Below are 13,536 nucleotides of genomic sequence, written 5' to 3' on the forward strand. Positions count from 1 at the left end.
CTACCATTTTTGTAAGTTTATTTCACTTGACATATTTTGACGCACTGCCTTCATCTAGCCATGATAAGGCCAATTCGTCAATTGGCGATTCTTTATTCTCCTTATTCTTTGTACTTGAATTAATGCAGAGTTAGCAATCTGTGAAATTTAATTACAAAGGCGCGGATATTAGGGCAGCTAATTAGAGAGGGAAAATAGCGGGGAGCAACGTCCCCGCAGGGGTTATGCCGCTCTGGATGCTCGGACGACCAGGATGTAGGTCAGCGTAAAAGAAAGCAGTATGGCGATAGCCATGCCGGAGATCGCGTAGCTAAAGTACGGACCGATGTAAGCAGGCAGGCTGAAAATACTCGACAGAATGTAGCCGTACAGCCGGACGCCGAAGAAAGCGATAAACGCCGAGGCGATGGAGCTGGCGACGGTGGCGGCGATAAACGCTTTTTTATACTTCGTCAGCACGCCGAACAGCGCGGGTTCCGTAATACCGAGCAGCGCAGAGACTCCGGCGGACAGCACGACGGACTTGTCCTGACGGTTTTTGGCGTGAAAGTAGATGGCAAACGTGGCGCCGGCAATCGCCATATTGGCCATACACATCATCGGCATCAGCATATCAAAACCCTGATCGGCGAAGTTTTGCAGGGCAATCGGTGTCATCGCGTGGTGCATCCCGGTCAGGATGGCGACAGGGCGGATCGCGCCGACCACCAAACCGGCAAAGCTGGCGGACAGATCGAACAGACTCTGGATAAACAGTGCCAGCAGTTTGCCGAGGTAGATCCCGAATGGCCCGATGATCGTGAGCGATACCAGCGCGGCGATGAACAGCGTCAGCGTCGGGGTAAACACGGTTTTCAGCACCGAAGGCATAATGCGATCGACCCAGCGGTGGATATAGCTCAACGCCAGTACGGAGAAAATCACCGGAATGACGCTGGCGGAGTAGTTAAACACCGAAATGGGTAATACGCCCATGAAGTAAAAAGCACTGACGGCGTCAGCGCTGTGGTTGGCTAAGGCCTTTGCGGCGTCTATCAGCGAAGGGTACATCAGGCAGGCCGCAACGGCTGCCGCCAGATATTCGTTCGTTTTAAATATTCTGGCGGCGGACACCGCGAGAAAGAACGGCAGGAAATAGAAGACGCCGCTGGCGATCAGATCGAGCACGATCACGGTGTCGGTTTTGGCGGAGATCACTTTCAGGGCGATCAACCCGGCGAGCAGCCCTTTGATCATCCCGGCGCCCGCAATCGCCGGAACGATAGGGCCGAATACGCCGGAAACCGTATCCATGAACAGCGAAACCAGCCCTTTTTTCGCTTTCTGCTCGTCTGGCTGCGCTGTCGTTGCGGCGGTAAGCCGGGCGCTCAACTGCTCGTAATATTCATTGACCTGCGGTCCAATAATAATCTGAAATTGATCGCTCTGGTGTTGGGCGCCTAATATTCCTGGCAGGCTCTTGATGGCGTCAGTTTGTACTTTACTTTCATCAATTAAATCAAACCGAAGCCGCGTCATGCAGTGCCAGACTTTATTAATATTTTCGTTTCCGCCAACCAGATTAATGATTGACTGAATAACGTCATTTTTTCCCATGAAATAAACTCCCGCGGCGCCTGATGTTATTTTTGGCTGAATTCTTTCCTTCGATAGTAAAAACTTAAAGAATGAAAAACAAACCAATAAAATATGAAGTTCATCACAGGATTACTGTTTAAAGAGGGTTTTCCTGCCAGTATCTGACAATTGGTCTGGTTTTTTTATCAATTCGGCGGCTTTTCCAAACCAAAATTATTCTTTTAAATAAGAGGTTTACAATAAAAGAAAAAATAAGTAGAAAACAAAAAAGAACCTGATTTCAGACTGTGTTTTTGCCGGGGGTAACGATGCCGGTAAAACGCCGGAGGATATTTTTTTGTTGCCGACAATCATTACTGATATTGAATGTCTTGTTAGCCGTCCCGACCGCCATAATTTAGTGACGGTGGTGGTTCGCACGGATAAAGGTGTTACGGGTTATGGCTGTGCGACTTTTCAGCAGCGCCCGCTGGCCGTAAAAGCGATGGTGGATGAATACCTCAAACCGCTTCTGCTTGGCCGGGATGCCAACCACATCGAAGATCTGTGGCATATGATGATGGTCAACGCCTACTGGCGTAACGGGCCGGTGATCAATAATGCGGTCGCAGGCGTCGATATGGCGCTGTGGGACATCAAAGGCAAGCTGGCGGATATGCCGCTTTACCACCTGTTTGGCGGGAAATCCCGCGATGCCATCGCCGCATACAGCCATGCCGCCAGCGATACGCTGGACGGGCTGTATCAGGACGTGGAACGGCTGTATGCGCAGGGCTACCGTCATATCCGCTGCCAGTTAGGGTTTTACGGCGGCAATCCCGACGCGCTGCACAGCACGCGCCAGCCAACGGAGGGGGCCTATTACGATCAGGACCAGTACATGGCCAACACGCTCGCCATGTTCCGTGCGTTACGCGAGAAATACGGCGATCGTTTTCACATCCTGCATGATGTTCATGAGCGTCTGTTCCCGAATCAGGCCGTGCAGTTCGCTAAAGCGATAGAAGCCTACCGCCCCTATTTCATCGAAGATATTTTGCCGCCCGCGCAAAATGCGTGGCTGGCGCAGATCCGCAGCCAGAGCGCGGTGCCGCTGGCGACCGGCGAGTTGTTCAACAATCCCGCCGAGTGGCAGCATCTGGTGATTAACCGGCAGGTTGATTTCATTCGCTGCCATGTCTCACAGATTGGCGGCATTACGCCGGCGCTGAAGCTGGGCGCGTTCTGCCAGAACTTTGGCGTGCGGCTGGCGTGGCACTGTCCGCCGGACATGACGCCTATCGGCGCGGCGGTCAACATCCACCTGAATATCCACCTGCACAACGCCGCCATTCAGGAGTTTGTCGCGTATCCGGAAAATACCCGCAAGGTCTTTCCGCAGGCGGTGGAGCCGGAGAATGGCTATCTGTATCCGATTGAACGCCCCGGCATTGGCGTGGGGATCGATCTGGACGCGGCACGGCAGTTCCCCGTCGTCTATCGCCCGCATGAGTGGACGCAGAGTCGCCTGCCGGATGGCACGATGCACACGCCCTGAGCGAAAGTTACGGCGACTGGCGGAAGGTCAGATTATCGCGGTTGAAGGGGATGACGTAGGTGCAGGCGTAGTTGATGTCGATGATATCGCTCGATTCGTACACGCGACCGCCCTGTAAAATGCCGCGATTAAGGATATGCATCGCCGCCGTGCCTTTCTTGCAGCCCAGCAGCTCAGCCTGTGCTTTGGTGACGTTCACCGCCTGATAGCGCGTCAGGTAGTGTGAAATCGCATAGCCCTTGCTGAGTACATACTGCTGAATCGAGCTTTCAATAATCTTCTGGTTGATATCAGGGAAGTCTGCGGCAGGCATTTTTGATGTTTCAATCTGCACCTTACGCCCGTCAACATAGCGCAATCGGCTGAATTCCCAGATAAACTCACTGTCGCTGATAGCAAAGACCTGCTGTTCTTCGCGGTTTGGCAGGCGTCTACGCAGGCTTAGCAGGCGGAATGAAATCTGATTAAATTTCTTTTCGGTAATCGAGTTATACACCAGCGGATTGCTGCGCACGCCTTGATTAATAAAGTTGCCGGAGCCTTGCACCATGTGGATCGCGCCGATGCTGGCGAGCTTCTCCAGCGCCTGACGAAGGGTGAAGCGCGACACACCGTATTCTTCCGCCAACCGGCGTTCCGGCGGCAGCTTTTCCGGCAGCGGATCGGCGTGCTGATAGATTTTGCTCAGTAAATCCTGCGCGATGAAATCTTTCTTTTTCATGGACTGCCTCAAAATAGCCTTGCCAGCGTGACTGACAAGGCCGTTTGCATCGGATCAGTGGTGGCAGAAGCGATGAATAACCTGCGAAATCAGTTCCCGCGTCGGTTTGATAAACGCGGTATCAATGTATTCATCCGGCTGATGCGCCTGTTCAATCGAACCCGGTCCCAGAACCAGCGTCGGGCACAGCGTCTGAATAAACGGCGCTTCGGTGCAGTAATTCACGATTTCCGTTTTCGTCCCCAGCAGATTCTCCACGACCGAGACCAGACGGTGATCCGGTGGGCACTCATAGCCGGGGATCGGCGGATGCAGTTCGCTGATGGTCAGACGCCCCGGCCAGCGCTGGCTGACGGGGGCAAGCGCTTCTGACAGCAGCCCGTTCAGATCGTTAAGGGTAATGCCCGGCAGCGGACGGATATCCATATGCAGCTCGCAGCAGCCGCAGATACGGTTAGCGGCATCGCCGCCGTGAATGTGGCCGAGATTCATGGTGGGGTGGGGAATGTGGAAAATCGGATTGTGATAGCGTTCCTGTAGGGTATTGCGCAGTACCAGCAGGTGGGAAATCGCCTCATGCATCAGCTCTATCGCATTCACGCCGCGCGAAGGGTCGCTGGAATGGCCGGACTGCCCCTGAATACGGATCGCGTTGGACATATGGCCTTTGTGGGCCCGCACCGGTTGCAGCGAGGTCGGCTCGCCGATGATGGCGCAGTCTGGGCGGATCTGGGTGGATTCGGAGAAATACTGGGCGCCGGCCATCGTCGTCTCTTCATCCGCCGTCGCCAGCACATAGAGCGGCTTCGTCAGTTTGGTCGGGTCGATATCGCGCAGGGCATCCAGAATAAAGGCAAAGAACCCTTTCATATCCGCGGTGCCCAGACCGTACAGCTTGTTGTCGTGTTCGGTCAGCGTGAAGGGATCGCGCGTCCAGCGGCCATCGTCGAACGGCACGGTGTCGGTGTGCCCCGCCAGTAATAAACCGCCTTTTCCTTCCCCCATTCGCGCCAGCAGATTAAATTTATTGCGCGTGCCGGGCACCGGCTGAACCTCCACATGGAAGCCGAGATCGCCGAACCAGCCTGCCAGCAGGTTGATTAACGCCTGATTACTTTGATCGAGCGCGCTGTCGGTGGCACTGATGGACGGTGTCGCGATTAGTGCCCGATATAGCTCAATAAAAGGGGGTAAATTCATCTTCACTGTTGACAGCCTCTGGTTAGGATAGTATCAATATTCATGCATTTATTGTGAATAAAAATACAGTAATGCTCGGTGAAAGCAAACCAAAGGTACGGCGATGGCGATTCGTCACTTTCACTGAGCTTGGCGGGTGAACTGCGTACCGACGCTGGTGAGCCCTGTTACCTGTTTCATCGATAAGTAAGAAGGTATACGGATCCCATGCTGAATACGCTGATTGTTGGTGCAAGTGGTTATACCGGCGCTGAGCTGGCGCTCTACCTGAACCGTCACCCACAGATGAACATAACCGCTTTGATGGTTTCTGCGCAAAGTCTCGATGCAGGAAAATCGATTTCCGATTTACATCCGCAGCTCAAAGGCATCATTGATGTGCCGGTAAAACCGCTGACTGATGCGGAAGACGCGGCGAAAGGCGTGGATGTCGTGTTTCTGGCGACCGACCACAAAGTCAGCCACGATCTGGCCCCGGTTTTTCTGGCGGCAGGCTGCACCGTTTTTGATTTATCCGGCGCGTTTCGCGTACAGGATGCCGAATTTTATCGTCGCTACTATGGCTTTGAGCATCAGCACCCTGACTGGCTGGCAAAGGCGGTTTACGGGCTGGCCGAATGGCGTGCGGAAAGCGTGAAACAGGCGCAACTCATTGCCGTGCCGGGCTGTTATCCTACCGCCGCGCAGCTGGCGCTGAAGCCGCTGCTGGACACGCAATTGCTGAATCCGGCCCAGTGGCCGGTGATTAATGCCGTGAGCGGCGTGAGTGGGGCGGGGCGTAAAGCGTCGCTGACCAGCAGCTTCTGCGAAGTCAGCCTGCAACCCTACGGCATTTTCAACCACCGCCATGCGCCTGAAATTTCAACCCATCTTGGCACGCCAGTGATCTTCACGCCGCATTTGGGCAACTTCGCCCGCGGCATTCTGGAAACCATCACCTGTCGCCTGCAACCGGGCGTGACCCGGCAGGATGTCGCCGAAGCCTATCACAATGCCTATCACGATAAGCCGTTGGTGCGTCTGTATGATAAGGGCGTTCCGGCGCTGAAATCCGTGGTCGGCCTGCCGTTCTGCGATATCGGTTTCTCCGTTGACGGCGAGCACCTCATCGTGGTGGCGACCGAAGATAACCTGCTGAAAGGCGCAGCGGCGCAGGCCGTGCAATGCATGAACATTCGTTTTGGTTTCCCTGAAACCCAATCGTTACTGTAATCCACTATTTGTCCCCGACATTCCGAGGCGCGAAGCATAATGAATCCGTTAATTATCAAGTTAGGTGGCGTTTTACTGGATAGCGAAGAAGCGCTGGAACGTCTGTTTACCGCGCTGGTGACTTACCGGCAGGCGCATCAGCGCCCGCTGGTGATTGTGCACGGCGGCGGCTGTCTGGTCGATGACCTGATGAAAAAACTGGCGCTGCCTGTCGTGAAGAAAAACGGCCTGCGCGTGACGCCTGCCGATCAGATCGACATCATCACCGGCGCGTTGGCGGGTTCCGCCAACAAGACGCTGCTGTCATGGGCGAAGAAGCATGACATTAACGCCGTTGGCCTGTGTCTGGGCGATGGCGGCAGCACGACGGTCACGCAGCTAGACGAGGCGCTGGGCTTTGTGGGGAAAGCGGAAGCAGGGTCGCCAGCGCTGCTGAACACGTTGCTGTCTGCGGGCTACCTGCCGGTTGTCAGCTCCATCGGGATTACGGCGCAGGGCGACCTGATGAACGTCAACGCCGATCAGGCGGCGACAGCGCTGGCGCAAACGCTGGGCGCGGATTTGATTCTGTTGTCCGACGTCAGCGGTATTCTGGACGGTAAGGGCCAGCGCATTGCCGAAATGACGGCGGAGAAAGCCGAGCAGCTGATTGATCAGGGTATCATTACCGACGGCATGATCGTGAAGGTCAACGCCGCGCTGGATGCGGCCCGCGTGCTGGGGCGCCCGGTTGATATCGCCAGTTGGCGTCATGCCGAGCAGCTACCTGCGCTGTTCAACGGCGTGGCGATCGGTACACGTATTCTGGCGTAAGCCGTTTCTGGGTATGGCATGATGCGATACCAATATTCGTTCAATTCTGGGAGTAATCGTTATGGCTTTGTGGGGCGGTCGGTTTAGTCAGGCAGCAGATCAGCGGTTTAAACAATTTAATGACTCACTGCGGTTTGATTACCGTCTGGCGGAACAGGACATCGTTGGCTCGATCGGCTGGTCGAAAGCGCTGGTGACGGTCAATGTGCTCAGCGAGCAGGAACAGCAGCAGTTGGAACAGGCGCTGAATGCGCTGCTGGTTGAGGTGCAAGCGGACCCTGAGATGATCCTGCAAAGCGATGCGGAAGACATTCACAGCTGGGTTGAACAGCGCCTGATCGAGAAAGTCGGCGATTTAGGCAAGAAGCTGCATACCGGGCGTAGTCGCAACGATCAGGTCGCGACCGACCTGAAACTGTGGTGCAAGGCGCAGATTGCCGAGCTGCTGCTGTCGGTACGCCAACTGCGTCAGGCGCTGGTCACGACGGCGGAAGCGAATCAGGATGCGGTCATGCCGGGTTACACCCACTTGCAGCGCGCGCAGCCGGTGACGTTTGCACACTGGTGTCTCGCTTACCACGAAATGCTGGCGCGTGATGAAAGCCGTCTGGAAGACACGCTGAAGCGTCTGGATGTCAGCCCGCTCGGCTGTGGCGCGCTGGCGGGAACGGCTTATCCGATCGATCGCGAACAACTGGCGGGCTGGCTGGGGTTTGCCTCCGCGACGCGCAACAGTCTGGACACGGTTTCCGATCGCGATCATGTACTGGAACTGCTGTCCGATGCCTCGATCGGCATGATCCACCTGTCGCGTTTTGCCGAAGATCTGATCTTTTTCAACAGTGGTGAAGCGGCGTTCGTTGAGCTGTCTGACCGTGTGACATCCGGCTCTTCCCTGATGCCGCAAAAGAAAAACCCGGATGCGCTGGAGCTGATTCGCGGCAAATGCGGCCGCGTACAGGGCGCGTTGACCGGCATGATGATGACGCTCAAAGGCCTGCCGCTGGCGTATAACAAAGACATGCAGGAAGACAAAGAAGGGCTGTTTGACGCGCTGGATACCTGGCACGACTGCCTGATGATGGCGAGTCTGGTGCTGGAAGGCATTCAGGTGAAACGCCCGCGCTGTAAAGAGGCCGCTGAGCAGGGCTATGCGAACGCGACGGAGTTGGCGGACTATCTGGTGGCGAAAGGCGTGCCGTTCCGTGAAGCGCACCACATCGTCGGTGAAGCGGTGGTGGAAGCCATTCGTCAGGGCAAAGCGCTGGAAGCGCTACCGTTGGCTGAGCTGCAAAAATTCAGCGCGGTCATTGGTGAGGATGTCTATCCGATTCTGGCCCTGCAATCCTGCCTGGATAAGCGGGCAGCGCAAGGCGGCGTGTCGCCGCAGCAGGTCGCCAACGCGATTAGGGATGCGAAACAGCGTTTAGCCTAAGTCGCACCCTCTGCTTCATTTCCCCCAGCGTGAGCGTTTCGCGTTGGGGGATTTCGACGTCGCCCCTCTGATTCTCCTGTAACTTGTCGTCTGACGAGGACCCCACGACGACCGCGATCGCGGACATATGGAATGCGGCGCGCATTTTTCTACTCGGTTTATCCCCCGCCAGAATTGTTTCTGGACATCTATACAGTATCATTTTACCTTGACCGACAGCGTGAAAGGCCTGCGGAGGCAAAGTGGATATCAGCATCGTTTATGGTTTAGGCGGCAGCGTGGTTGGCCTGTTGGTGGGCTGGCTGGTCGCCAGTCTTTTTCATCAGCAGAAGCTGTCGCAATATGACACCGAACAGCGGCTGCTGGCGCAGACATTACAGCAAACGCAACAGTCGCTTAGCGAACAGCAGCAGGCGAAGCAGCAGGACGAACAACGGCTGCGGCAAAATGAACTGGAACTGCGCACGGTTCACGCTCAGCTCTCCGCCAGTCACGAAAAGTTGCAACAGTTGAGTGAGCTCCGCGCAGAGTGCGGGCAGTTAAATCAGGAATTGCGAACGCTGCGTGAAATAAACACCGCGCAGGAAGCAGAACTACGGGAAGTCACCATCCGGCTGGAAGAAACCCGAATGGCCGCGGAGGAAAAACAGCGGCTGCTGACAAACAGCGAACAGCGGTTGACGACGCAATTTGAAAATCTGGCGAACCGCATTTTTGAACACAGCGGGCGCAAGGTGGATGAGCAGAATAAACAGAGTCTGGATAAGCTGCTGATGCCGCTGCGTGAGCAGTTGGACGGGTTCCGCCGTCAGGTACAGGATAGCTTTGGTGCGGAAGCCCGCGAGCGCCACACGCTGGCGCATGAAATCCGCAACCTGCAACAGCTGAACGCGCAAATGGCGCGTGAGGCTATCAACCTGACAAACGCGCTGAAAGGCGATAACAAAACGCAGGGAAACTGGGGCGAAGTGGTATTAAGTCGCGTGCTGGAAGCTTCCGGACTGCGTGAAGGGTATGAGTATCAAACACAGGTGAGCGTGCAAACAGGGGCGAATAGCCGTTTGCAACCCGATGTTATCGTGCGGCTGCCGCAGGGAAAGGATGTGGTGATTGATGCCAAGATGTCGCTGGTGGCCTACGAGCGCTATTTTAATAGTGATGATGACGCTGAGCGCGCCACGGCGTTAAATGACCACTTGCTCTCGGTACGCAGCCATATCCGGCAGTTAAGCAGCAAAGATTACCAACAGCTTCCGGGGTTGCGTTCACTAGACTACGTGCTGATGTTTATTCCGGTCGAACCCGCTTTTCTGGTTGCTATCGATCGCCAGCCCGAATTGATCAATGAGGCGCTAAAGCACAATATTATGCTGGTCAGCCCGACCACACTGCTGGTGGCGTTACGGACGATCAACAATTTGTGGCGCTATGAGCAGCAAAGTCGCAATGCGCAGCAGATCGCAGAAAAAGCTTCTCGCCTGTACGATAAGCTGCGGCTGTTTGTGGATGACATGGAAACGCTGGGACAGAGTCTGGATAAAGCGCAGGGCACTTATCGTCAGGCGATGAATAAACTTTCCTCCGGGCGTGGTAACCTTATCGGCCAGGCTGAGGGGTTCCGTGCGCTGGGTGTCGAAATTAAACGGGCGATCAGCCCATCATTGGCAGAAAAAGCGACGGCCGATGAGCATATTGAACGTGATGAATTAACGGTTGCTGCCGCGCCTGAAATCGCCTCTCCGGTGTTAAAAACGGAGAATGGCGAGGAGGGTGATAATGCCTTCGCTACCCATACCCAATAGGCATGGATTGCGCGGGATGGATACCCACGCGATGGAAATAAGTGCGGTTGGGTTTTTATCCGGGTCTGGTACACTCTCACCATTAATGGGTAGACCCGAAATTTGACTGAAATAGTAGGCGGATAAGATGGCAAGTGAGCAGGAGAAAACGGCCGACTTTGGTTTTCGGACTGTCGCCAAGGATGAAAAAGAAGTCATGGTGGCTGAGGTTTTTCATTCTGTAGCAGCAAAATATGACCTGATGAATGACCTGATGTCTTTTGGTATTCACCGCATCTGGAAGCGTTTTACCATTGAATGCAGTGGGATACGACGTAACCAATGCGTGCTCGACCTGGCTGGCGGAACCGGAGATTTAACCGCCCGGTTTTCTCGCATGGTTGGCGAAGGCGGTGAAGTCATTTTGGCGGATATCAACGCGTCAATGCTGAAAGTGGGCCGCGAAAAACTGCGTAACAAAGGCATTATTGACAACATCAACTACGTGCAGGCTAATGCAGAGGCGCTGCCGTTCCCGGATAACACGTTCGACTGCATTACCATCTCTTTTGGGTTGCGTAACGTGACAGACAAAAACAAAGCGCTGCGTTCGATGTACCGTGTTCTGAAGCCCGGCGGACGGTTGTTGGTACTGGAATTTTCCAAGCCAGTGGTTAAGCCGCTGAGTAAAGTTTACGACGCCTATTCATTTCATATTCTGCCAAAGATTGGTGAAGTGGTGGCAAGTGATGCCGGGAGCTACCGTTATCTGGCGGAATCTATCCGCATGCACCCCGATCAGGAAACATTAAAAGGGATGATGAGTGATGCCGGTTTTGACAGCGTTAACTATTTCAACCTTACCGGTGGGATCGTTGCGCTACATCGTGGATTTAAATTCTGATTGGAAATGCCAATGCTGATAACGTCTTTTCTGACAGCTACGCTGGAAACCGCGCTGAATCAGCTACTTTTTCACGATACCGTTTCTGGCGATCGTCGCTTTTCCTGCGATCGCAGCATGAAGTCAGCCCGCCTGCGTTTACAGGGAAAAACGCTACAGATTGAATTGGCTGAACTGGATGCGCCCTTGGTGCTGGTGTTCAACGAGCAGAGACTGGACGTCGTCAGCCAGTGGGGAGAGCCGGCGGATTGCCGACTGAAAACTCGCCTCCCGGTCTTGATGACATTGCGCGATCGCCAACAGCTATCTCCGCTGATGCGTAGCGGTGAACTGGTCATTGAAGGCGATATTCAGGTCGTTCAGCAGCTTATCGTGCTGCTTGATCTGGTGGAGTTCGATCCGGCGGAATGGCTGTCCCCTTATATGGGGGATATCGTCGCTCAGGGGCTGAGTCAGACGGTGCAGAAAACGTTGAGTTTGCTGAGAGGAGCGCTACGCCAACAGCAACATTTTCTCTCAGAGACGTTAACTGAAGAGTGGCGACTGGCGCCGGGAAAGCTGGAAAACGCCTGGTTCCATGAAGAAATCATCGCGTTGGGTGAATCCGTCGATATGTTGTCCGAACGGCTGGCAAAACTGGAGGCTTTACGATGATGCCCGGCGAATTGCGCCGTCTTTACAGCATTGTTCGTGTGTTGTTGAGCTATGGCCTTGATGAACTTATCCCCAGAATGCGCCTGACATTGCCGTTGCGCATTGGCCGCCGTTTGTTGTTCTGGTTACCCAATCGCCACCGCAAGATGCCGTTAGGTGAACGCCTGCGTTTGGCGCTTCAGGAACTCGGGCCGGTGTGGATTAAGTTTGGACAAATGATGTCAACCCGTCGTGATCTGTTCCCACCGGCGATTGCCGATCAACTGGCGATGTTACAGGATCAGGTTGAGCCTTTTGACGGTAAACTGGCGCGTAAGCAGATTGAACAGTCAATGGGGGGGATCCCTCTTGAAGAGTGGTTTGATGATTTTGACATTAAACCGCTGGCCTCTGCTTCTATCGCCCAGGTTCACACCGCGCGCCTGAAAAGCACGGGAAAAGAGATTGTCATCAAGGTTATCCGCCCGGATATTTTACCGGTCATCAAGGCGGATATGCGCCTGATGAAACGTCTGGCCGGTTGGTTGCCCCGACTGTTGCCTGATGGTCGCCGCCTGCGTCCGCGTGAAGTGGTGCTGGAGTACGAAAAGACGTTGCTTGACGAACTGAATTTGCTGCGCGAAGCGGCAAACGCCATTCAACTGCGGCGTAATTTTGATAAAAGTCCAATGCTGTATGTACCCGAAGTGTATTCGGATTATTGCAGTGAACGTATGTTGGTGATGGAGCGTATCTATGGCATTCCCGTCTCCGATGTCGAGGCGTTGAAGGCCAATGGAACGAATATGAAGTTGCTGGCGGAGCGCGGTGTTCAGGTGTTTTTTACGCAGGTATTTCGCGACAGTTTCTTTCATGCGGATATGCATCCGGGCAACATTTTTATCAACGATGAGCACCCGGAAGATCCCCAATATATCGGTATTGACTGCGGGATTGTCGGTTCGCTGAATAAAGAAGATAAACGCTATCTGGCTGAGAATTTCATCGCATTTTTCAACCGTGATTATCGTAAGGTCGCCGAACTGCATGTGGATTCCGGTTGGGTGCCTGCGGACACGAATGTCGAAGATTTTGAGTTTGCGATTCGTACGGTCTGTGAGCCGATCTTCGAAAAACCGTTAGCGGAAATTTCATTCGGTCACGTATTATTGAATTTGTTTAATACCGCGCGTCGCTTCAATATGGAAGTGCAGCCCCAGTTGGTTTTGCTGCAAAAGACCTTGTTGTACATTGAAGGCGTGGGGCGGCAACTCTATCCGCAGCTCGATCTTTGGAAAACGGCCAAGCCGTTTCTGGAAAACTGGTTACGACAACAGGTCGGGCTGCCCGCCGTTTTTCGCGCATTAAAAGAAAAAGCACCGTTCTGGGCTGAAAAGTTGCCCGAAGTGCCTGAACTGTTTTATGACGGGCTGCGCCAGCATAAGATGTTGAGGCAAAGTGTCGATAAGCTGTCAGATCAACTGCGGACACAGTATGTGCGCCAAGGTCAGTCTCGATATCTTTTTGGCATTGGCGCAACCCTGTTGATCAGTGGTACGTTGCTATTGGTCAGCCGCGTTGAAGCCGATATCGTCCCTGCCGGGCTGATGGCGGCAGGGATCGTCGTCTGGATTATCGGTTGGCGTCGAACTCGTTGAAGCAGATCATGATGCACGCCGGGATTACCCGATATAATGACGATAATTCTGGCGCTCCCTTTTT

At 54.2% G+C, this 13,536-nt stretch carries 11 protein-coding genes; 8 read left to right on the forward strand and 3 right to left on the reverse strand.

The window, feature by feature from the left end; all coding sequences use genetic code 11:
• Positions 1–222 precede the first annotated feature (222 nt).
• Positions 223–1,596, reverse strand: coding sequence for a PTS transporter subunit EIIC (locus EDC54_RS16735; protein ID WP_132459004.1), 1,374 nt, complete (start codon positions 1,594–1,596; stop codon positions 223–225).
• Between the two features lie 319 nt (positions 1,597–1,915).
• On the opposite strand from EDC54_RS16735, the gene EDC54_RS16740 reads away from it, so the two are divergent.
• Positions 1,916–3,115, forward strand: coding sequence for a starvation-sensing protein RspA (locus EDC54_RS16740; RefSeq protein ID WP_132459007.1), 1,200 nt, complete (start codon positions 1,916–1,918; stop codon positions 3,113–3,115).
• 7 nt (positions 3,116–3,122) lie between these two features.
• On the opposite strand, the gene EDC54_RS16745 is transcribed toward EDC54_RS16740, so the two are convergent.
• Both EDC54_RS16745 and argE read right to left on the reverse strand, forming a co-directional pair.
• Positions 3,123–3,836: a GntR family transcriptional regulator gene (locus EDC54_RS16745; protein ID WP_132459010.1), complete on the reverse strand. Its 714-nt coding sequence runs from the start codon at positions 3,834–3,836 to the stop codon at positions 3,123–3,125.
• Between the two features lie 54 nt (positions 3,837–3,890).
• Positions 3,891–5,042 (reverse strand): acetylornithine deacetylase, encoded by a 1,152-nt coding sequence (argE, locus tag EDC54_RS16750; protein ID WP_132459013.1) that lies wholly within the window; start codon positions 5,040–5,042, stop codon positions 3,891–3,893.
• Positions 5,043–5,243: 201 nt separating this feature from the next.
• On the opposite strand from argE, the gene argC reads away from it, so the two are divergent.
• The 7 genes from argC (at position 5,244) to ubiB (ending at position 13,472) form a co-directional block, all read left to right on the forward strand.
• Positions 5,244–6,248, forward strand: a complete 1,005-nt coding sequence (gene argC, locus EDC54_RS16755) for an N-acetyl-gamma-glutamyl-phosphate reductase (protein ID WP_132459016.1) — start codon at positions 5,244–5,246, stop codon at positions 6,246–6,248.
• Between the two features lie 39 nt (positions 6,249–6,287).
• Entirely contained in the window at positions 6,288–7,061 is a 774-nt protein-coding gene (gene argB, locus EDC54_RS16760; protein WP_132459019.1) for an acetylglutamate kinase, read from the forward strand.
• Positions 7,062–7,122: 61 nt separating this feature from the next.
• On the forward strand, positions 7,123–8,496 hold the full coding sequence (gene argH, locus EDC54_RS16765; RefSeq protein WP_132459022.1) for an argininosuccinate lyase: 1,374 nt from the start codon (positions 7,123–7,125) through the stop codon (positions 8,494–8,496).
• Positions 8,497–8,738: 242 nt separating this feature from the next.
• Positions 8,739–10,298 (forward strand): DNA recombination protein RmuC, encoded by a 1,560-nt coding sequence (gene rmuC / locus EDC54_RS16770; RefSeq protein WP_132459025.1) that lies wholly within the window; start codon positions 8,739–8,741, stop codon positions 10,296–10,298.
• Between the two features lie 127 nt (positions 10,299–10,425).
• Entirely contained in the window at positions 10,426–11,181 is a 756-nt protein-coding gene (ubiE, locus tag EDC54_RS16775) for a bifunctional demethylmenaquinone methyltransferase/2-methoxy-6-polyprenyl-1,4-benzoquinol methylase UbiE (RefSeq protein ID WP_132459028.1), read from the forward strand.
• Positions 11,182–11,193: 12 nt separating this feature from the next.
• Positions 11,194–11,835, forward strand: coding sequence for a ubiquinone biosynthesis protein UbiJ (ubiJ, locus tag EDC54_RS16780; protein WP_132459031.1), 642 nt, complete (start codon positions 11,194–11,196; stop codon positions 11,833–11,835).
• A complete protein-coding gene (ubiB, locus tag EDC54_RS16785; protein WP_132459034.1) occupies positions 11,832–13,472 on the forward strand; it encodes a ubiquinone biosynthesis regulatory protein kinase UbiB in 1,641 nt (546 codons plus the stop codon). Before ubiJ ends, ubiB begins: the two co-directional genes overlap by 4 nt.
• Positions 13,473–13,536: the final 64 nt, after the last annotated feature.

Origin of the sequence: Samsonia erythrinae (assembly GCF_004342665.1) — a bacterium.
Classification (GTDB): domain Bacteria; phylum Pseudomonadota; class Gammaproteobacteria; order Enterobacterales; family Enterobacteriaceae; genus Samsonia; species Samsonia erythrinae.

Excerpts from the sequence above, each read along its gene's own strand:
- EDC54_RS16735 (WP_132459004.1), bottom strand. The coding sequence starts at position 1,596 with ATGGGAAAAAATGACGTTATTCAGTCAATCATTAATCTGGTTGGCGGA.
- EDC54_RS16745 (WP_132459010.1), bottom strand. The coding sequence starts at position 3,836 with ATGAAAAAGAAAGATTTCATCGCGCAGGATTTACTGAGCAAAATCTAT.
- argC (WP_132459016.1), top strand. The coding sequence starts at position 5,244 with ATGCTGAATACGCTGATTGTTGGTGCAAGTGGTTATACCGGCGCTGAG.
- argB (WP_132459019.1), top strand. The coding sequence starts at position 6,288 with ATGAATCCGTTAATTATCAAGTTAGGTGGCGTTTTACTGGATAGCGAA.
- argH (WP_132459022.1), top strand. The coding sequence starts at position 7,123 with ATGGCTTTGTGGGGCGGTCGGTTTAGTCAGGCAGCAGATCAGCGGTTT.
- ubiE (WP_132459028.1), top strand. The coding sequence starts at position 10,426 with ATGGCAAGTGAGCAGGAGAAAACGGCCGACTTTGGTTTTCGGACTGTC.
- ubiJ (WP_132459031.1), top strand. The coding sequence starts at position 11,194 with ATGCTGATAACGTCTTTTCTGACAGCTACGCTGGAAACCGCGCTGAAT.
- ubiB (WP_132459034.1), top strand. The coding sequence starts at position 11,832 with ATGATGCCCGGCGAATTGCGCCGTCTTTACAGCATTGTTCGTGTGTTG.